The organism is Microseira wollei NIES-4236, assembly GCF_020521235.1.
In the GTDB taxonomy this organism is placed as follows: Bacteria; Cyanobacteriota; Cyanobacteriia; order Cyanobacteriales; family Aerosakkonemataceae; genus Microseira; species Microseira wollei.
Map to the genome: position 1 here is coordinate 1 of NZ_BLAY01000073.1, position 20,640 is coordinate 20,640.

Sequence of the window (20,640 nt, forward strand, 5' to 3'; positions counted from 1 at the left end):
GATCGCCTGCCGCCCCATCCCCTGGCGCTTTTGGGGCACGGCATCTTAGATCCTGTGGCTAATCGAACCATATTGTTGATGCCGTGCCCCTACCAGCGATCGCCTGCCGCCCCATCCCCTGGCGCTTTTGGGGCACGGCATCTTAGATCCTGTGGCTAATCGAACCATATTGTTGATGCCGTGCCCCTACCAGCGATCGCCTGCCGCCCCATCCCCTGGCGCTTTTGGGGCACGGCATCTTAGATCCTGTGGCTAATCGAACCATATTGTTGATGCCGTGCCCCTACCATCGATCGCCTGCCGCCCCATCCCCTGGCGCTTTTGGGGCACGGCATCCTAGATCCTGTGGCTAATCGAACCATATTGTTGATGCCATGCCCCTACCACGGATCGCCTGCCGCCCCATCCCCTGGCGCTTTTGGGGCACGGCATCCTAGATCCTGTGGCTAATCGAACCATATTGTTGATGCCATGCCCCTACCACGGATCGCCTGCCGCCCCATCCCCAAAAGCTACCATTAAAATCATCCCCTCAAAGCCACAAAAGGCAATGGTACAACAACTCCCCGCCCAAACTGCAAAAGAAATCATCTACCCCGATAGCGACGGACAACCAATGTCAGACAATACAAAACAATTTCGCTGGATTGTCACGATTAAAGAGAATCTAGAAATCTTGTTTGCCAACGTCGATAATGTCTTTGTCGCAGGCGATTTGCTGTGGTATCCCGTCCTTGGAAATAATAAAATCTGTCAAGCACCCGATGCAATGGTAGTCTTTGGCAGACCCAAAGGCGATCGCGGTTCCTACAAACAATGGGAAGAAGATAATATTCCCCCACAAGTAGTGTTTGAAATCCTCTCTCCCGGCAATCGCGCCAGAAAGATGACCCAAAAGGCGATATTTTATCAAGCCTATGGAGTGGAAGAATATTACATTTATGACCCAGACGATATAGAATTAACTGGCTTGATTCGTTCTGGGAATTTTTTAGAACCAGTTGATGAGATGAATGGTTGGACGAGTCCAAGGTTAGGGATTCGATTTGAACTCAAAGAAGACACCCTAGAAATTTATCGCCCAGATGGACAAAAGTTTCTTACCTCTGTTGAACTGGATCAACTGCGAGAACAAGAACGTCAGCGTGCCGAAGAGGAACGTCAGCGTGCAGACAATGCGATCGCTCAACTAGAACAAGAACAACAACGCTATCAAGCATTGATCGAAAGATTGCGCGATCGCGGCATCGACCCCGAACAATTGTAATATCTCGCACCCGATACATGGGACGCCGATGAGTCTCCCAGACTCGCCGAAGAATCTTTCCTACTCATCGATGAGTCTTTCCGACTCAGCGATGAGTCTTTCCTACTCAGCGATGAGTCTTTCCGACTCAGCGATGAGTCTTTCCTACTCAGCGATGAGTCTTTGATACTCGCCGAAGAGTCTTTCCGACTCAGCGATGAGTCTTTCCGACTCGCCGAAGAGTCTTTCCGACTCGCCGAAGAGTATTTTATACTCGCCGAAGAGTCTTTCCGACTCGCCGAAGAGTCTTTTATACTCGCGCTGGACTTAATTTGCTCGTCAAATCAACGACGCCGATAGATTGAGGCGATAGGTGGTGTCGCCGCTGTATTGATAGACTTGGAAAAAGTAGTCTCCGGCATCCAAGCTGGCGGTGATAGATTCCGGTGCGGTGTAACCATTCATGGAACGAGCGATCGTCTCGCCTGGATCGACAATCCCATTGCTGTTAAAATCTTTAATCAGTCGGATATCGGCATCCGCACTTAGTCCGGTGAGAGCTGCCCTGAACGTGGCATCGTAATCTACCCGGAAGTGGTAGACATCAGCGGTGTCCACATTGCCGATTAAGTCATCGAAGGTTCTGCTACCTACGCCTGTTAAACCTAGAAGGTCACCAATTTCGACTTCTTTGGGTAGCAAGTTACTGGGTGAGATTGTACCCGGACCAGATGGAGTGGCAGATAAAAACAGCTTGTAATCGATTGGGTCGCCGCTGCCATAAGTAACTTTAGCAAAGTAGGTTCCTGCTGTGAAGGCTTGCCGATTAATTGCGCTATCTGCGTTCGTTGTGCCATCTTGAAAGGTGCTAGCAACAATTTGGTCGCCTGCATCCAAGATCGAGTTATTATTGGTATCTTTATACACCGATACAGCCGCCTGAACCCCTGTTGGGAGGCCCGTAAGAGCGAGATTGAAGTTTCTCTTGCTACCTAAGCTGAACTGGAATATATCGGTGCGATCGCTACTACTTACCTGTTCGTTGCGAGAAATGGGGGTGCTACTCAACGCCCCAAGATTAAAAGTTGCCATTTCTTCTTTCCTTTGCGAGTTTATCACCTGGTGAATTGGCGCTCTTGCGCCAAATTAAAACAAATAGCACCCCTATCCAGTTGTGGCTTTTTATTTGAAAAATGACTAAAAAAGCTACAAATTTTTACATTAATTACTGCAACCGCAGTGACAGTAGGGTGGAATAGCACTTAATTAAAAAGCTTTGAAATAAATATCAGTTATTATGCTAAAACCCGTTAAAACGGGTTGGAAATATTTGTTGAGCCTGGTTTGAGTTTGTTGAAAGCTTCAAAGACACTCAAACTAAAAAACAGCCGTGCCTCCCGATGGAAGACACAGCAGTCATAAACTTAGGGTGTTATGCTAAGCGGCTTGTTTCTATTGGCGCTTCCGTAAAGAACCGACACCCAAGGCACCGATCGCTATTAAACCAAAGATAGAAAAAGGCTCTGGTACGGCAGTTTTTTGCACGGCATCATGCATAACGTTGTTTTGGGAGTCGCCTGATCCGTGAAGGTTAGTCCATTTAATATCGGTAACTAGGTTGTCAGCAAGGATTTTCCAGCTCAGCTTATCGCCAATCCCCGTGGGCTTCCAGCCTGTGGAATTAAGATCGCAATTATTAGGAAAACAAAGACTCGTATCGAGGAAAGTTGGTCCATTGTGACCGCCGCCAGAAGATGTCAGATCAGTGAAAGGCGCAGGAGCAGATCCCACCAGCTGAGCATTGATAATGTCTGAGTTTGGCTGTGATGTATATGGCGGTAACCAAGGCTTGTCGAAAAAGACGATCCAGTTCAGGGTTGTGTCAGGGCTTACAGTGTCAGTCTGCGTCAGATCGAAGTCGTAGAGGTACTTGCCATTGGTCTGTTGAACATCATAGAACATTGTGAACAAGGCCGCCCGTGCCGTACTAACACTGCTCAGAACCATCAATGCGGCTCCAGCTGTAGCCATTGATAATTTTTTCATCAAGGTTGAGGTAGCCATTATTTTGAATTTCCCAAACAAGTTAAGTTTGACAGTGATAATTACTCTAAAAGAGCGATTCGCGATAATTTTCGTATTAGTAGAAGCTACCCCATCAATATCTATAGAAATTACTCAGTTCCGTAATTTCGCGCTCATCTAAGAGTTATTACTGAAAACAGATTTACATACTCCCATCAGTGCCGTCCACAGTTTGAGCCAATCTTCATCGAAAAATTACATATAAAAATAGATAGAAATATCGCTATCAGGAGTCAAATTTCAGCCAAAACACTGATGTTGCGGGGCTGTCATCCGTCATAATGCGTAAAAGGTTGTGGTGAAACTATATAAATTTTCGATAAAGAGATATTGGGATTGAGCCGAGATTTGAATGAAAAAGAGCAAAATCCTGTTTAAGCCTTTGCTCTATCTGGATTCCAGCAGTAGGCTTTTACCCTCTCAAGTGCGCTCATTGACTAAGACAGAGCACTATTGAGGACTTACGCACGACGCTCCTGGAAACCGTGTTTCTACGTAGATCTCTAGTTGCCAAACCAACCCAATCCCCAAAAGCTACCATAAAAATCAGCCCATCCGACCCACAAACGGCAATGGTACAACAACTCCCCCCGCAAACTGCAAAAGAAATCATCTACCCCGATAGCGACGGACAACCAATTGCAGACAATACAAAACAATTTCGCCCGATTGTCACGATTAAAGAAAATCTAGAAATCTTGTTTGCCAACGTCGATAATGTCTTTGTCGCAGGCGATTTGCTGTGGTATCCCGTAGAAGGAAATAATAAAATCCGCACTGCACCCGATGCAATGGTTGTCTTTGGCAGACCGAAAGGCGATTCTCCTGGGTCGACGCTTCGCGAACGCGGTTCCTAGAAACAATGGCAAGAAGAGAATGTTATCCCCCAAGTTGTCTTTGAAATTCTCTCCCCAGGAAATCGCGAAGCAGAGATGACCAAAAAGGCCATCTTTTATCTACGCTATGGGGTGGAAGAATATGACATTTATGACCCAGACGATATAGAATTAACAGGTTTTACCCGTTCTGGAGATTGGTTAGAACCCATTGAACAGATGAATGGTTGGACGAGTCCAAGGTTAGGGATTCGATTTGAACTCAAAGAAGACACCCTAGAAATTTATCGCCCAGATAGACAAAAGTTTCTCACTTCTGTTGAACTCGATCAACTCAGAGAACCGGAACGTCAGCGTGCCGAAGAGGAACGTCAACGTGCAGACAATGGGATATGCCGACCGCACGCTGAGCGAACGCTCAACTAGAACAAGAACAACAACGCTATCAAGCTTTGAGCGAGAAATTGCGCGATCGCGGCATCGACCCGGAACAATTGTAATATTTGCTAATGGCTAATGGCTAATAGCTAATGGGAGATCCGGAACCACGATCAATTAGCAATTAGCAATTAGCAATTAGCAATTAGCAATTTGAGTTAATACTTCCTCTCCTGCGGTTCAAACATCGTAATCGCCACGGGTAGATATTGCAAATCAATCCCCGCAGGCGAATAATACGCCATCGTGTGCTTGAGGAAATTGCCATCATCCCGTTCGGGATAATCTTCCCGACAATGCGCCCCCCGACTTTCGGTACGATTGAGAGCAGATGCGATAATCAACTGACCTACAACCATCAAATTTTGCAGTTCCAACGCTTCGATAATTTCGGTATTCCAAAGTTTACCTTTGTCATCCAAATAAATCTGCTGATATTGCTCCTGTAACTGTTGCAACTGATTCAACCCTTCCCGCAAACTCGCCTCGGTGCGAAACACGCCGCAGTGCTGGGTCATGCAGTCTTGGAACGCTTGCCGCAGTTGATTGATGCGCTGCTGTCCCGCTTGGTCAAACAGAGATTGTATTTGTTGTTGCGCTTCCTTCAGGTAGCGTTGCTCGTCAATATCTGGAAGCTTGCGATTTTGGACGAATTGTGCTATAGACGCGCCAGTGCGTTTTCCATACACAACGCATTCCAGGAGAGAATTACTTCCCAATCTATTAGCGCCGTGAACGGAGACGCAGGCAGATTCCCCGGCGGCGAAGAAGGCATCGACTAAACCTTCTGGACTGCTTCGCACTTGCCCATCTGTATTGGTGGGAATGCCCCCCATCGAATAGTGAACCGTGGGGCGCACGGGGATGGGTTCGTTTACCGCATCGATGCCCAGCAGGCGGTGAGCTTCATCCCAGCAGAAGGGAATGCGGGTCATGATTTTTTCCTTGCCCATGTGGCGCAAGTCGAGGTAGACAAAGGGGCCGCCTGCACTGCCGTCGGGATTTATACCGCGTCCGGCGCGAAGTTCCCTAGCGATCGCTCTCGATGTAATATCGCGGGGAGCCAGTTCCATGCGACTGGGGGCATAAGTAGACATGAAGCGAGATCCTTCACTATTAATCAGATACGCCCCTTCCCCTCGCACCGCCTCGGAAATCAGCACCCCCACCGGATACAACCCCGTGGGGTGAAACTGCACAAACTCCATATCTTCCAACGGCACGCCCGCTAACGCTGACATCGCCAGACCATCGCCCGTCGAAGCATAATCATTCGAGGTGGTATTGTAAACTCGTCCATAACCGCCGGTAGCAAACATTACCGCCTTGGCGCGCACGATTTCAATCTGCGCATCCTCGATGCGGTACATCACCACACCCTTCGCCTGTCCTTCTTCCAATATCAAGCGCATCACATACCATTCGTCGTAGATGCGAACGCCGTATCGCCGCAGGTTATTCACCAATTCGTGCAAAATGGCGTGACCCGTTTTATCCGCAGCGTAACAAGTGCGTCGCTGGGAATGTCCGCCAAAGGCACGCTGGGCAATTCTGCCATCCTGTAGGCGGGAGAACAACACGCCCATGTGTTCTAAATCGATGACGACACCGGGTGCTTCGCGAGTCAGGATTTCTACCGCATCTTGGTCTGCCAAATAGTCGGAACCTTTGACAGTATCAAAGGCATGAGCTTCCCAGGTATCTTCCGTATCGACATTTTTCAGCGTCGCCGCCATCCCCCCTTGAGCGGCGACCGAGTGGGAACGAATCGGGTGGGTTTTAGCTACGACGGCTACGTTTAGCCTATAGTCGGTGCGGGCAATTTCCACCGCCGCGCGACACCCAGCCAATCCACCGCCAACAATAATCACGTCGTGTTCCAGCATATATTCCTTCTGTAGAAATAGTTGCCAATCTATGGTGGCTCAAAAAAAAGTCCCTACCCAAGGGCAGGGAAATTCTTCAGGGCGAATTTTAGATCTTCAACATCAATCTAAAATCTAAAATCTAAAATCCTTGCATTCCCTCAAGTTGCCCTCGCTTCTTGGTTAGGCATGTGAATCGGCCCTGTGCGAGTGGTTTGATTGGATTCCAGCGGGGCAAACTCAATGTGATTGAGCAGGGTGGTGACGAAAGCAAACAGCAAGAAAGGCAGGGATATTACCACAATCAACCCTACTGTCATGATGGCGTAGATCTGACGGGTGGTACTCCACAAAGCAAGTGCCGAGGCAAGGCTGGCGAAAATAACAATTAACCAAATGATGATTTGACCGTAGATATCACCAAAGGTGAGGGTGCAGACCAAGCGGTATCTTTGTAATTTATCCATCATATCCCTATCTCTCAACAGAACCTATAAATTTCTAGGGTAATGGTTTGAACGGGGTTTGGCTGATTTTTCAATATTTTTTTAAAGCGTTGCAATAAAGCTTTACAATTTGCTGGATTTTGAGGGAGAGCAAATCGTTCTTGGGGTGAATGAGCGTTCGCTCTCTATCGCTGGGTAGAGGTTTTGCTGATGGTTAATCGGTAACGGTGAAGCTTAGCTGGGGAAGAAAATCTAAAAATACCCGATTGGGAATGGTTTTTGCCTTAGAATGCAGAGTTGGCATTCCCAACACTAGGCTGATTCACCGTCGCTAAAAAACTGATATTTTTTGTCAACTAAAAGGGGAATTTTTGTTCTAGTTCCAGCGGCAAAGAAGGGATGAGTTGCTGCAAGTCCTTCAAACACTTGGCAGTTACGACGCGATCGCGTCCCAAAGCCTTAGCACGGTATAGCGCCAAATCCGCGACTTGGATCAGTTCCGCGCCAGAAGTACCGTGTTCGGGAAAACAAGCCACCCCCAGAGAGACGGTAATGCCACCCAGCGGCTGATGCATATATTGTAATTTCAGGTGCTTGATGCCATCGCGCAGTTGTTCGGCTCGCTGTTCGGTATTTTCCCAATCGGTTTCTGGCAAAATGAGCATAAACTCTTCGCCCCCGTAGCGACAGGCAATATCAGAATTAGAGATACTGTGTTGCAAAAATCGCCCGACTTCTGCCAAAACCACATCCCCAGCGTCGTGACCAAAAGTGTCGTTAAAGCGCTTAAAGTGGTCAATGTCGAACATGATGACACCCAAAGCTTGTTGCTCGCGCAACGAACGATTGAGTTCCCTTTCTAGAAAGTTACCTACAAAGCGGCGGTTAAACAAACCCGTGAGAGGATCGCGGATACACTGGTTATGCAACAGTTCTTCAATCAAATCGCCATGTTGAATTGTTGTTTCCAGCATAATTTCCAGATCGGCTTTGTCCCGACTGACAATTGCTAACAAAGACTCGAGTTCTGATTGAGACGATCTGAGTGCAGTTTCAGTTCGCTGGCGTTCGGCAATTTCGGCTTGTAGTTTTTTGTTCGACTCGTGCAGTTGCAGAGACATTGCGTGCAACATTTCTACGATACTATCAGCATGGGCAGTGGTAGTATCTAGCAAGATTTCCAGATCGGCCTTTTCTCGCTTTAAGGTGTCCACTTCCAGGCGCAAGTTTTCTATCTCCTCTAGCAGCTCTTCTATGGATGGTTCTTCTGGCATTGGTTTGAGATTTGCGCCAATTACAAATATACGATCGTCAGGTTTTTAGGACTTACGCGCAAGTTCCCGGTTTCAAGGAATTATCGTGGGTTTTGAAACCAGAGATATGCCTCCGGCACGCTGCGCGAACGAGGTCGAAACCGGGTTTCTGGCAACGCGCTTGCGTAAGTCCTGGTTTTTCTATGCTTACCATACAGCCAACTGAAGTCCCTATTCCAAAACTAGGTTCAATGAAGGCATTAGCCGCTGCAAATTCTTTAACGATTTTCCCTGCCAGGGGACTTCGTTAGAGCCAAGAACTACCATCTGAATATTTCCTTTTTCACGCACCTTAATTACAAACTTTGACAGAACGTTTATTCCCGAACTGTTGAGAAAATCAAGCTGACGCAAATTGAGAGTAATTGTTGACGGCTGTTGCTCGGCTAGGTCGTTGAGCAGCTGCACAATCGGATAGTATTCTTCGATGCCACTCAGCCGCAGAGAGCCGTTAAAGATCGCTGTTTCAGTTAGTTTGTCGTAGTAGATGCTGTAATGTTCGGTTCTAATCTCCATGAGCCTCAAACCTTAAATTTTTAATTGGCCGTTGGAAGTTTTTCCTACTCTGAGGAAACTGCTCTGTTAGGTAGCTTACACCCACGCACAACGGATGTGCTTGGGAAAGGTCAAACCCACGCCTGAAAGTTAATCTGTTATGTAGAAGAGGGTGTTGGTTCAAATCCACCCATCCCAGCCGCCGGTGGGTGTGTTAAATTTTTAACTGCACCATTGTAGTCACGGCGATCGTTAAAGGATCTGTTTGGACAGTCTCGAACTTCCAGCCTAGTTTAGCCTGATAATCATTGACCATTGTCAGTAAGCCTAACCCGGATTCGCCGTCGCTAGGCTCTTCTAGTCTACGAATAAACAAATCGCCAGGATCGTTGAGCGTTAAGTCCTGGATGAATGTCTGCAACTTCTCTATTTGTTGATAACTGATGCTGTTAGTCACCCAGAACACCATATTGTTACTCTTCAAATTCAGTTGAATCGTGACGGGGTAATGGGAGGTTTCGTCGCTAAACTTCATGGCATTTTCTAGTAATTCATTGGCGATAAAGCTGACGGCGCTCTTGACCTCGGCTTTCATGGTAATTCCTTTGTCAGGAGCTGGGTCACCGGGAAAGAAAGTGGTAAAATAGTCGGCGATAAAATCAGCCGATAAACCATTATTTCTCCAGCGCTGCTTCAGGGGGATGGAACTGGGTGAAAACCCTATAATTAAGTATTCCTCGCTGGTTGGGATATCTGCAATGAAGTCTCCAAAGATTTGAGCCATAGCTATTTTGTCAGGGGGATTTGAGATGGGAAATTGTTGATTGGTTAGATTAACCATTAGCCATTACCTATTTTTGCTTGAACACCAGCAAGGTGATATCATCATAGACGGTTTGGTCGCCGATATGGTGCCGCAAGTCTGCCATCGCTGCTTGCCCGATAAGGGCGGCGGATCGATGCCAGTTGCGGCGAGTTACTTCACATAGTCTATCTAATCCGTATTGCACCCCATTAATATCTTCTGCTTATGTAATTCTATCGGTGTACAACACCACGACATCTCCTGAGTTTAACTGTATATCTGCGTAGGCGACAAAATCGGCAATGTCTGAAACTATGCCGAGGGGAAAGCCCAAATATATAGTATCAATCAGTTCTACCGAGCCGCCAGAGTGGATTACAATTAGCTGTTCGTGTCCGCTTAAGCGCAGCATTCCTCCTTGATAGTCTAGTAAGGCGAAGGTGAGATTTTTATCGCAATTCATCTGCTGCAAGTTGTCGTAAATCTTGCGGTTGAGAACCTTGAGGAATTTCACCGTATCGGTTTCGTTGGTAGCCAGCAGCGTCCCCACGGCGGTTTGCACCACGATTGCTAACACGCCGCTTTCTCTGCCTTGTCCCGTCACGTTCCCCATGCCAATTTTGATCGGATCGCTTTGTTGCAGGATATCGTAGTAGTCTCCCCCTACTGCGGCTGCGGGTTGGGAGGGGCCTGCAATTTCTAATTCGGGAATTTGAGCGAGTGTTGCATCTTTTGGTAAAATCATTTGTTGCAGTTTACGAGCCACTTCTAGCTCAGCGCTTAAACGGATATTTTCAGCTTTTAGGCGTTTGTTCAACACTAGAATTTCGGCATTGGCTGGCGCCAGTTGAGCGGTACGCTCTTGGACTTTTTGTTCTAAGATTGCCATGAGATTTAATTCAGCTAAATTCTCTCTCTCTTGTGAACTGGCTAATTGCTAATTGCTAATTGCTAATTTTCAATTGCCTCCAGATCAGCCATTAGCGATTAGCTATTAGCAATTACACAACCGTTGCGAAGGGACATGATATGAATGGCTTTTTTAGCATCTTCTGGAATCAGACCATCAGCATTGAGGGGTTAATTAAAATGGCGTTGAGAACCCAAGACATCGCTTCTATGATATCGTTGACCGTTGCTAAGGAATTACGACCTGTAGGGGCAATTAGCAATTAGCAATTAGCAATTAGCACCGGATTGGATATGATTCCCTATTTTTGCTTGAAAACTACCAAAGTGATATCATCGTAAATTTTTTGTTGGCCGATATGCCGCCGTAGGTCGTCAACTACAGCTTGCCTAATTTCACCGGCAGATTTTTCCCAGTTGCGGCTAACTACCTGGCACAGCCGTTCTAGTCCGTATTGCACGCCGAGAGTATTCTCGGCTTCTGTAATCCCATCAGTATACAGCACTACCACATCTCCGGGATGCAACTCGACGTCGGCGGAGGAGACAAAATCGCCTATATCTTCTTCCAGACCGATGGGAAAGCCTAAGTCTATCGTATCGATGCGTTCCACCAGTCCCCCGGCGCGGACTACGATTGTTTGTTCGTGTTGTCCGCTTAAGCGCAGCAAACCCCCTTGATAGTCGAGCAAAGCTAAACTCAGGTTTTTATCTGAATTCATTCGCTGCACGTTGTCGTAAACGATCTGATTTATTACTTGCAAAAACTTTACCGGATCGGTTTCGTTACTAGCTTGTAACGTTCGCACCGCTGTTTGTACCATAATCATTAGTACGCCGCTTTCTAAGCCGTGTCCCGTTACGTCGCCGATGCCGATTTTGATGCGACCATTTTGTTTGAGAACGTCGTAATAGTCGCCGCCAACTTCCGCTGCGGGTTCCATAAAACCGGCTATTTCTAATTGGTCGATCGATTCTAATTCGGATTGTTTGGGTAAAATCATCTGTTGCAGTTTGCGCGTCACGGCTAGTTCGTCAGCCATGCGGAGGTTTTCGGCTTGCAGGCGTTGGTTGAGGCGGGTGATTTCCCCGTTGGCTTCTTTTAATTGGGCGGTGCGTTTCTCGACTCGGTATTCTAGTTCTTGATTGGCTTTCTCCAGTTCGGCTTTAGCGCTTTCCCGTTCGTTGATGATGGCAGATAATATCAGGGTTGTTACCGTTACCGAACCGACGAAGGTTTGCAAAAGTAACAGGGATTCGTACAGCGTACTGCGAATAAATGAACTGACTCCGTAGACCGAACCGACAATTGCGATCGCCGCAACCAAAAAGATGGCTAAGGTGGCTCCCCGTTTCCCAAATCGCAACGCCGCCCACACGAGCAAGGGAATCATCAGGTACTCTATCGGATATCTAAACCCAAACGCAATATTTGTAATTATCCCCACCAGCAGCAGCCAGAGTCCGAACTCTGCCCATTTTGAACTTTTGAATCTCCCACGCCAGCCGCAACTGAAAATTCTCGATATAAAATTTAAAATTGGATGAAACCAAGTGAAGATCAGCGGCGTTAGTACCAGTACCCCCGTGAGATCCCCTATCCACCAAGTGAACCAACTATATCCAAACGCACTCCAGGGAACGTAACCGCCCAAACACAGACTGAGGACGCCCAAAGTCGGGCTAGTCGTGCAACTGAGCGCTGCTGCGGCTACGAATTTGATGATATTGTGACCTCGATCGAATAGATTGCCTTTACCGCACCAGCGTTGATTGAGCCAAGCTCCTGTCACCGCCTCCAATGTTCCCCCAGTTGCAACACCACATGCTACAGCAAGGGCAATCAACAACGGGTGTCCGCTTGCCAGATTGAGGATATTTGCCGCAAGCGCTCCTAGCAAAATACCAGGCCACAACCGATATCCACCTAATAACACAGCCGCTAAGGTTATACCGGATGGAGGCCATACCGACGAGGCATTTCCCTCGGAGATACTCAATAAAAATCCCAGCCTAGCTCCAAGATAGTACAGCGTAGCGAGCGCCAAATTACCTAACAGGAGGTTTGTTTTTCTCATAATTTGATACTTTGCTAGGGTTAATTTCGCCTAAAAAATAAGGGCATTTTTTGTAGTTAAGCTATACAGATCCCTAAGCTCTACCCCAGACACACCCGCAGGTTATTCTTTTAAAGTGATTATTGAGTTATTTACATTATATTTTGCTCTCTTCCGGATGCTTTTGACTTATTCAGGACTTACGCAAATCACCAAAGTTTCTGGGAAAAATCCTCGAGCAAGTAACTAGAGATATGCCTCCCTTCCGCACTCGCGTTCGCTGCCAAGTTACTTTGGTGATGGGTTGGTCCTGCGTCAGTCCTGTTATTCTCGCGCCTCGCCACCCGGTTTTAGACTTTACTTTGTGTGTTTTTATACCGCACAAATATGGGCGACGGGTCGGCAAAAAGCCAGATACCCGACTTTTCCAAAAAGTCGGGTATCTCCGCGTCAAGTTTATTTATACTCACCTACTATCGCCAGAGTTTCAGGACTGACGCACGCGGGGGCAGAAACCCGGTTTTTTCGTGGCTCTTTAACTTCCCAACTGGGGATTTTGCGTAAAAACCGGGAACTTGCGCGTAAGTCCTAAGTTTGATGCCGCTGGTTTCTCATCCACAGGCGAGTAATCAGCGCAATTGCTCGCTTCTTTGGTGAGGACTGTACCAGGATGTACCGCACATTTGAGATAAAAGTTACCCGAAAAGTATCGACAGTTCTTACAGGGAACTTGATTTGAAGGTTTTATTTTAAAACCGAAAGGTTTTGGTAGATCTACTCTAAAGTATAAGTTAGTTATCATTGGCGATAGGGAGTTTCACAGTATAGAGCTGGCGCTGCGGGTTGCACCGTCAACGTCTTAGCTTTGTACTTCGCCAAAAAGGCCCCTCGACTTTTCGAGAAAAAAAACAGCCGTTTCAACCGCCGATAATTTAGCTGCCTGGGTTGATACGCTGGGCAATTCTCTGCTGATTGATGCTCGCGCCATGAAGGCGATGAATCAATTGTGGAACAAAAAGGTATCAACTCGGAAAGAGGGGAAGCCGGAAGCATATTGGGATAGTTGGTTAGACCGAGTTACCCGCAAGCGCAATCATCAGATGCGCTTCGGGGGTTAACAAGGCGGCGAAGTTGATTGTTCAACATTGTTTGAAGTGCGGGATTGGAACTTTGGTTATTGGTTGGAACCAAGGGTTTAAAACTGATGCCAATTTAGGCAAGGTTAACAACCAAAAGTTCGTTCAGATGCCATTGGTAAAATTGAAATACCGATTGAAACAGCTTGGCGTTATGCACGGTATTCGGTTTGTATAAACTGAAGAATCCTATACCTCTAAAAGTAGCTATCAAGATGGTGAATCCCTGCCCAAATATGGCGAAAAACCTTTGGGTTGGAAAGCATCGGTAAGCGAATTTTGCGGGGTTTGTATCGTGGGGCTGATAAATCAATTGTTAATGCGGATCTTAATGGTGCCGCAAACATTTTAAAAAAAGTAGCCAGCTTTTCTTCGCTTAGACTTAGGCTTACTGGGTAGACGGTCTTTGACAACCGTAGCGAGAGTTAGACTTTGGCAAAAACCTAAGTCTTCTCTGTCCGCAGAATCTCATCGGCTGTCTTTCATGAGAGTGTCAAATTCATGCATCAGGACTGGTATTGCTCCAGCAAGCACTTGAAATACAGGAGATCATAACCAGGAATAGCGAAGCGCAACGCCCAGAGTAGGAGTCAGAAAAGTGGTAAAATGCATACGCGACACCAAGCTGAGTCGCAAACACTAGATAGTGAACCAGTTCCACCACTGACAGCATCAGAGACCCAGCATAGCGGGTGTCCTCATTTGGTTGCGGGTATTGCCACACCCATCCAGGTTTTGGATAAATAACTCAAGTTGCTAGTTATCTCTCTGGCAGCGGCTAATGGCGTTACTAGGCTCTGCCCTGGTCACGAGGCTAATGGCGAGATTGGTAAAAATCCAAGATTAGCAATTAGCAATTAGCAATTAGCAACGGCAAAGTTTATAACTAGCAACTTGCGTTAAATAGTCTTGCTGTCACCATCGTTGCCGCCTAGTTCAGCTTTTGGCAATGCTGTCCATAATTATTATAGGTAACAATTTAAAGGAATAGGCTAAAACTGATATAAGACCTCACCTTTCAGAAAGGAAAATAGTCATGGCTGGCGAAGTCTACCGGCAAAGTGGAAACTTTGGCATTACACCTCTCCAAAAACTACCCTCTATGGCAGGCAGGATGCCCACCCCACAAGAGTTGTTGCAGAAGTCTATTGGTCCCATCAGCGGCGGCAAGATGGGGGCGGGTGCAAACGTCGCACTTTGTCATCAACGAAGTGGAGAAACGGAATCCAGCTAATATTTGGGGGTTTGAATTTCATGTGGGAGAGCGATTGCTCGGTGGGGGCTGGGTGCAGGACTCCACAAGAGTGGCACTTCGTTGCAGCGAAGCTACCTTTACCCCATACAGGCTTAAATTGTCACCAACGATCCATTTATGATACAACTCCTATTGTAGCCCTTTCCTAACTATGATTAAAATTCCCGGTTATTCTATCACTACTGAGATCCACTCTGGTATCAGAACCCTGGTTTATCGCGCTGTTTCTGAAACAAACCAAAAACCTGTGGTGCTCAAACTACTTAAGTCTGAGTATCCGACCTTTAATGAACTGGTGCAGTTTCGCAATCAATATACCATTGCTAAAAATCTTGATTTACCAGGAGTGGTTAAACCTTTAAGTCTGGAAAACTACGGAAATGGTTTTGCTCTGGTTATGGAAGACAATGGCTGTATTTCCCTCTTGGAAGCAATGAACCAATGGGGGAATGGGGAAGGCATGGGGAGATGTTCTGATTCCCTCAAAGACTTTTTCCACATCGCGATTCAAATTGTCCAAACCCTAGAAGGACTATATTCATACCGAGTTATTCACAAAGATATCAAGCCCCAGAATATTTTAATTAACCCCGAAACTAAGCAGGTCAGTCTAATTGACTTTAGTATTTCCTCCCTCTTACCTAGAGAAAACCAGGAGATTGCTAACCCTAACGTTTTGGAAGGAACGCTAGCTTATATGTCCCCGGAACAAACCGGACGGATGAATCGGGGTATCGACTATCGCACCGACTTTTACTCTTTGGGTGTTACCTTTTACGAATTACTGACAGGTCAACTTCCCTTTGTATCTACCGATGCGATGGAGTTAGTCCACTGTCACATTGCCCGCCAACCAATTCCCCCAAACGAGCTTGTACCAGCAATTCCCCAAGTGGTTTCCGACATCGTAATGAAATTGATGGCAAAAACCGCTGAGGAACGCTATCAAAGTGCTTTTGGACTGCGATACGATTTGGAAACTTGTTTACAACAATGGCAAGAAAATAACAGGATTACGCAGTTTCCACTAGCAAGTAGAGACATCACCGATCGCTTTATTATTCCGGAAAAACTTTATGGGAGAGAAAGGGAAGTTGCTACCCTGTTAGCTGCATTTGACCGCGTCAGCGCAGGCACGACTGAAATGATGTTAGTGGCTGGCTTTTCGGGGATTGGCAAGACAGCGGTAGTCAATGAAGTCCACAAACCGATTGTGCGGCAACGGGGTTATTTTATTTCCGGTAAATTCGACCAGTTTAAGCGCAATATTCCTTTTGCTGCCTTAGTACAAGCATTCCAGAATTTAATGCGGCAGTTACTAACAGAAAGTGCCGCATCTCTACGTGTATGGAAAACCAAAGTATTGTCAGCATTAGGAGAAAACGGACAGGTAATTATTGATGTTATTCCCGAACTAGAACGAATTATTGGCAACCAGCCAGAAGTTCCAGAACTTCCTCCCACGGCTGCCCAAAACCGTTTCAATATATTATTTGAAAAATTCATTCAAGTTTTTGCTACCAAAGAACATCCTCTGGTTATTTTCTTAGATGACTTACAATGGGCAGATTCTGCCTCATTAAAATTAATTCAGGTATTAATGACAGAGGGAAACCTCGGATCTTTATTGCTGCTAGGAGCCTATCGTGACAATGAAGTTGATGGGAGTCATCCTCTGATTTTGGCATTAGATGAAATTCGCAAAAATCAAGCCATAATAAATCAAATTACCCTATCGCCCTTAAATGTGCATGACTTAAATCGCTTGGTTGCCGATACTTTAAATTGTCCTCCAGAAATAGCATTGCCTTTAACAGAATTAGTACATCATAAAACCAATGGCAACCCATTTTTTGCCAATCAATTCCTGAAATCGCTGTATCAAGATGGCATAATTTATTTTGATTTTAGTGCGCGGTATTGGCAGTGCGATATTGCCCGCGTCAAGCCTTTAGCAGCCAGAAACGACGTAGTTGAATTTATGGCTGGTCAATTGCAAAAATTACCAGTAAAGACTCAGGAAGTATTAAAACTGGCAGCTTGTATTGGCAATCAATTTAACTTGGATACACTAGCAATAGTTTATGAAAAATCTCAAGTAGAAACGGCGGCTGATTTGTGGTCTGGATTGCAAGAAGGTTTAATATTACCGCAAAGTGAAATTTATAAATTATTTCAGGATGAGTCATCATTCAGTAACCAAACGCTGATTGCCAATGAGCCAGAAGAAATAACAGTTTATTACAAATTTCTTCATGACCGAGTGCAGCAAGCCGCTTATTTCCTCATTCCCGAAGACCAAAAACAGTCCACGCACCTAAAAATTGGACAGTTACTTTTGCAAAATACGCCTACAGAAACAAGAGAAGAAAATATTTTTGAAATTGTTAACCAGTTGAATATTGGTATGAGCCTTCTTACGCATCAAACAGATCGAGAAGAACTGGCTCAATTGAATTTGATTGCTGGAACTAAAGCATTGGCATCTGCTGCTTATAATGCTGCTGTTAAATATTTAAATGTGGGAAGGGAACTTTTAGATCCTGATTGCTGGAATCATCAATATAATCTAACGCTAGCATTATATGAAAAAGCCGCAGAAGCAGCTTATCTCAGCACTGATTTTGCCCAGATGGAGCAATTAGCTGAGGTAGTGATACAGCGAGCAAAATCGCTTTTGGACAAAGTAAAAATCTATGAAATCAAAATTCAAGCTTATACAGTACAAAACCAACTGTTACAAGCGGTAGAAACAGCTTTATCGGTGTTGAAACTATTAGGAGTCAGCTTTCCAGACAAGCCAGGTAATTTGAACATTTTACTGGGAATGCTGGGAACAAAGTTAGCTTTAGGTAAGAAAAAGCCAGCCGACTTAACTAACTTGCCGCTGATGAGTGAGCCATTTAAGTTGGCAGCAATGCAGGTTTTATTAAGCGTTCAATCTGCTGTTTATTTCACCACTCCTCAATTGTATCCGTTGATTATATTTAAACTACTTAAACTCTCTGTTCAATATGGTAATACTTCTGGTTCTGTTGTTGTTTATGCCACTTACGGACTAATTCTTTGTGGCATTGTCGGAGACATTGAAACTGGCTATCAATTTGGACAGCTAGCTTTAAGTTTGTTAGAACGTTTAAATGCAAAAGAATTCAAAGCCCAAACCTTATTTCATGTTTATAACTTTATCTTTAATTGGAAAGATCATGCCAAAGAAGGAGTGCAGCCTTTATTAGATGCTTACTCTAATGGACTGGAAACTGGAGATTTAGAATTTGCTGCCTTTTCTGCTCACCAATACTGCTTTCGTTTATATGCCATTGGTAAGCAACTAGACGAAGTTGCCAAAGAAATGGCAAATTACAAAGATGGTATAACTAAACTTAAACAAGAAACTGCCCTGAATTACAATAAAATTTATCATCAAGCAGTTTTAAATTTAATTGGCAACCCGGAAAAACCTTATGTTTTAAGCGGCGAAGTGTATGACGAACGGACAATGTTGCCAATTCATCTTTCCGCCAATGACCAAACTGCTACTTACAATTTATATTTCAATAAACTTATCCTCTCCTATTTGTTTGCCGATTATGTACAAGCAATTGAAAACGCAGAAAAAGCCCAAAATAATTTAGAAGCCGTCGCCGGTTCGCCATTTGTTCCTCTATTTTATTTCTACGATTCTCTATCTCGGCTGGCGGTATATCCAGACACCTCGAAGCCACAGCAAAAACAACTGCTCGCCAAAGTGCAAGCTAACCAAAAAAAAATGCAGAAATGGGCAAAATTTGCTCCGATGAATTACCTGCACAAATTTTATTTAGTCGAGGCAGAGCGACATCGGGTTTTGGGCGACAATATGGAGGCAATGAACTATTATGACCGGGGGATAACGAAAGCCAAAGAAAACGAGTACCTTAATGAAGAAGCACTTAGCAATGAGCTGACAGCCAAATTCTACCTCTCTTGGGGAAAAGAAAAAATTGCCCAAGTCTATTTAACTGATGCCTACTATGCCTATGCTCGCTGGGGAGCCAAGGCAAAAGTTGAAGATTTAGAAAAACGCTATCCCCAGTTACTTGCTCCCATTCTGTTCCAAAAAACCACCGCAACGACAAGGGAGACAATTGTTCAAACGATCCCGAGAACCGTCACATCGAGTAGTTCAGGTTCAGCTAATTCAAACATTCTGGACTTGGCGACGGCGATTAAAGCCTCTCAAGCACTCTCCGGGGAAGTGCAACTCGATAAGTTACTCTCGACTTTGATCCAAGTTGCCATAGAGAATGCTGGAGCAGAAAAAGCCTTTTTGATCTTATCGCAGGCAGGCAACTTGGCGATCGAAGCAGCGGGAGTCAGCGGTACAAAAGCAGCAACAGTACTGCAATCAATTCCACTTGAACAGAGCCAAGAGATTCCTGTCAGTTTGATCAACTATGTCTACCGCACATCGGAAGCTCTGGTACTCGACGATGCCAGTGCCGAAAATATGTTTTCTGCTGACCCCTATATCATCGGTACCCAACCTAAATCCGTATTGTGTACCCCAATTATTAATCAAGGTCAATTCCTGGGTATCCTTTACTTGGAAAACAATCTGACCACGAGGGCATTTACGACCGACAGATTAGAACTATTAAAAATATTATCCGCTCAAGCTGCTATCTCGATTGAAAATTCTCGACTGTATCAAACCCTAGAAGACAAAGTAAAAGAACGTACCGCCCAACTCGCAAGTGCGAACCAGGAAATTAGCGCCCTCAACGAAAAACTAAAAGCGGAAAATCTCCGCCTTAGCGCTGAGTTAGAGGTAACGCGCAAACTGCAACAGATGATTTTACCCAAACAAGAGGAATTAGATTCAATTGAAGGGTTAGAAATTGTGGGCTTTATGGAACCTGCTGATGAAGTCGGCGGCGATTACTACGATGTGTTCTCACAAAATGGTCGAGTCAAAATTAGCATCGGTGATGTCACTGGACATGGTTTGGAAAGTGGCGTAGTAATGTTAATGGCCCAAACCGCTGTCAGAACCCTGGAAGAAAGCAATCAAACCAATCCGGTGCAATTTTTAGATATTCTTAATCGGACAATTTATCACAACCTCCAACGTATCAACCCCCATAAGACCCTGACGCTTTCCCTACTCGATTATGCTCGCGGCACGCTGAGTTTAAGCGGTCAACATGAGGAGGTCATTGTGGTGCGTGCTGGGGGTGGAGTTGAACGGATAGATACAATGAATCTTGGCTTCCCCATTGGCTTAGATGAGGAGATTTATGACTTCATTGCTACTGAACAAGTGCAGTTAAACTCAGGCGATGTGGTGCTGTTATACACCGATGGCATTACCGAAGCATTCGACATCAATAGCCAGCAATACGGGATTGAGCGGTTATGTGAAGTGGTCAGGGGCAACTGTTGTTTCTCAGCAGAAAAAATTAGAGAAACAGTGATTGAAGATGTGCGGCGGCATATTGGCTGTCAGAAAGTTTTTGATGATATTACTTTGGTGGTGCTGAAACAAAAATAGATAACGCAAGTTGCTAGTTATAAACTTTGGCGTTGCTAATTGCTAATTGCTAATTGCTAATATAGGATTTTTACCAATCTCGCCATTAGCCATTAGCCATTAGCCGCTCATCGAGAGATAACTAGCAACTTGAGTTAGATAGCTTTCCCCTACTTATAGCGGTTTGCAGCCCGATGAGGTACACCCACAGCGGTGTGCGGGCAGCATTATAGCGGTTTGCA

The 20,640-nt window shown here is 45.4% G+C and carries 15 protein-coding genes and 3 pseudogenes; 9 read left to right on the forward strand and 9 right to left on the reverse strand.

Going from position 1 to position 20,640, the window contains the following annotated elements; all coding sequences use genetic code 11:
* Nucleotides 1–550: 550 nt before the first annotated feature.
* From MiSe_RS23030 to MiSe_RS23040, 3 genes are read left to right on the forward strand one after another with little or no spacing between them, the layout of a single operon-like run.
* The gene (locus tag MiSe_RS23030) at nucleotides 551–1,267 is read left to right on the forward strand and encodes a Uma2 family endonuclease (RefSeq protein WP_226585306.1); all 717 of its coding nucleotides are present in this window, start codon (nucleotides 551–553) and stop codon (nucleotides 1,265–1,267) included.
* Between the two features lie 28 nt (nucleotides 1,268–1,295).
* Nucleotides 1,296–1,433: a hypothetical protein gene (locus MiSe_RS23035; RefSeq protein WP_226585244.1), complete on the forward strand. Its 138-nt coding sequence runs from the start codon at nucleotides 1,296–1,298 to the stop codon at nucleotides 1,431–1,433.
* Nucleotides 1,430–1,606, forward strand: a complete 177-nt coding sequence (locus tag MiSe_RS23040) for a hypothetical protein (RefSeq protein ID WP_226585245.1) — start codon at nucleotides 1,430–1,432, stop codon at nucleotides 1,604–1,606. Before MiSe_RS23035 ends, MiSe_RS23040 begins: the two co-directional genes overlap by 4 nt.
* Here MiSe_RS23040 and MiSe_RS23045 read toward each other — a convergent pair.
* Nucleotides 1,586–2,338: a hypothetical protein gene (locus tag MiSe_RS23045; RefSeq protein ID WP_226585247.1), complete on the reverse strand. Its 753-nt coding sequence runs from the start codon at nucleotides 2,336–2,338 to the stop codon at nucleotides 1,586–1,588. The genes MiSe_RS23040 and MiSe_RS23045 overlap by 21 nt on opposite strands.
* A 360-nt stretch (nucleotides 2,339–2,698) precedes the next feature.
* On the reverse strand, nucleotides 2,699–3,310 hold the full coding sequence (locus MiSe_RS23050) for a PEP-CTERM sorting domain-containing protein (RefSeq protein ID WP_226585249.1): 612 nt from the start codon (nucleotides 3,308–3,310) through the stop codon (nucleotides 2,699–2,701).
* Between the two features lie 593 nt (nucleotides 3,311–3,903).
* On the opposite strand from MiSe_RS23050, the pseudogene MiSe_RS23055 reads away from it, so the two are divergent.
* Nucleotides 3,904–4,667 (forward strand): annotated as a pseudogene (locus MiSe_RS23055) (Uma2 family endonuclease).
* Between the two features lie 96 nt (nucleotides 4,668–4,763).
* On the opposite strand, the gene MiSe_RS23060 reads toward MiSe_RS23055, so the two are convergent.
* The 6 genes and pseudogenes from MiSe_RS23060 to MiSe_RS23090 all read right to left on the reverse strand — a co-directional run bounded on the left by MiSe_RS23060 (nucleotide 4,764) and on the right by MiSe_RS23090 (nucleotide 10,418).
* Nucleotides 4,764–6,491 (reverse strand): succinate dehydrogenase/fumarate reductase flavoprotein subunit, encoded by a 1,728-nt coding sequence (locus MiSe_RS23060; protein WP_226585251.1) that lies wholly within the window; start codon nucleotides 6,489–6,491, stop codon nucleotides 4,764–4,766.
* A 140-nt stretch (nucleotides 6,492–6,631) separates the two neighbouring features.
* Nucleotides 6,632–6,937 carry a hypothetical protein gene (locus MiSe_RS23065; RefSeq protein ID WP_226585308.1) on the reverse strand — a complete coding sequence of 102 codons (306 nt, stop codon included), beginning with the start codon at nucleotides 6,935–6,937 and terminating at the stop codon, nucleotides 6,632–6,634.
* A gap of 335 nt (nucleotides 6,938–7,272) precedes the next feature.
* Nucleotides 7,273–8,190: a GGDEF domain-containing protein gene (locus tag MiSe_RS23070; RefSeq protein ID WP_226585253.1), complete on the reverse strand. Its 918-nt coding sequence runs from the start codon at nucleotides 8,188–8,190 to the stop codon at nucleotides 7,273–7,275.
* A gap of 210 nt (nucleotides 8,191–8,400) precedes the next feature.
* Nucleotides 8,401–8,745, reverse strand: a complete 345-nt coding sequence (locus MiSe_RS23075) for a slr1659 superfamily regulator (RefSeq protein ID WP_226585255.1) — start codon at nucleotides 8,743–8,745, stop codon at nucleotides 8,401–8,403.
* A 193-nt stretch (nucleotides 8,746–8,938) separates the two neighbouring features.
* The gene (locus MiSe_RS23080; RefSeq protein WP_507770163.1) at nucleotides 8,939–9,508 is read right to left on the reverse strand and encodes a slr1658 family protein; all 570 of its coding nucleotides are present in this window, start codon (nucleotides 9,506–9,508) and stop codon (nucleotides 8,939–8,941) included.
* Nucleotides 9,509–9,575: 67 nt separating this feature from the next.
* Nucleotides 9,576–10,418 (reverse strand): annotated as a pseudogene (locus MiSe_RS23090) (PP2C family protein-serine/threonine phosphatase).
* Between the two features lie 140 nt (nucleotides 10,419–10,558).
* On the opposite strand from MiSe_RS23090, the gene MiSe_RS23095 reads away from it, so the two are divergent.
* Nucleotides 10,559–10,705, forward strand: coding sequence for a hypothetical protein (locus MiSe_RS23095; protein WP_226585264.1), 147 nt, complete (start codon nucleotides 10,559–10,561; stop codon nucleotides 10,703–10,705).
* Between the two features lie 35 nt (nucleotides 10,706–10,740).
* On the opposite strand, the gene MiSe_RS52880 is transcribed toward MiSe_RS23095, so the two are convergent.
* Nucleotides 10,741–12,516 (reverse strand): MASE1 domain-containing protein, encoded by a 1,776-nt coding sequence (locus MiSe_RS52880; protein ID WP_373872849.1) that lies wholly within the window; start codon nucleotides 12,514–12,516, stop codon nucleotides 10,741–10,743.
* Nucleotides 12,517–12,749: 233 nt separating this feature from the next.
* Between MiSe_RS52880 and MiSe_RS23110 the strand changes: the two genes are divergently transcribed.
* The 4 genes and pseudogenes from MiSe_RS23110 to MiSe_RS23120 all read left to right on the forward strand — a co-directional run bounded on the left by MiSe_RS23110 (nucleotide 12,750) and on the right by MiSe_RS23120 (nucleotide 20,419).
* Entirely contained in the window at nucleotides 12,750–12,992 is a 243-nt protein-coding gene (locus MiSe_RS23110) for a hypothetical protein (protein WP_226585267.1), read from the forward strand.
* Between the two features lie 417 nt (nucleotides 12,993–13,409).
* Nucleotides 13,410–14,169 (forward strand): annotated as a pseudogene (locus tag MiSe_RS53965) (IS200/IS605 family accessory protein TnpB-related protein); the annotation flags it as partial.
* 498 nt (nucleotides 14,170–14,667) lie between these two features.
* Nucleotides 14,668–14,865 (forward strand): hypothetical protein, encoded by a 198-nt coding sequence (locus tag MiSe_RS23115; protein ID WP_226585269.1) that lies wholly within the window; start codon nucleotides 14,668–14,670, stop codon nucleotides 14,863–14,865.
* Nucleotides 14,866–15,037: 172 nt separating this feature from the next.
* On the forward strand, nucleotides 15,038–20,419 hold the full coding sequence (locus MiSe_RS23120) for an AAA family ATPase (RefSeq protein ID WP_226585271.1): 5,382 nt from the start codon (nucleotides 15,038–15,040) through the stop codon (nucleotides 20,417–20,419).
* Nucleotides 20,420–20,640 lie beyond the last annotated feature (221 nt).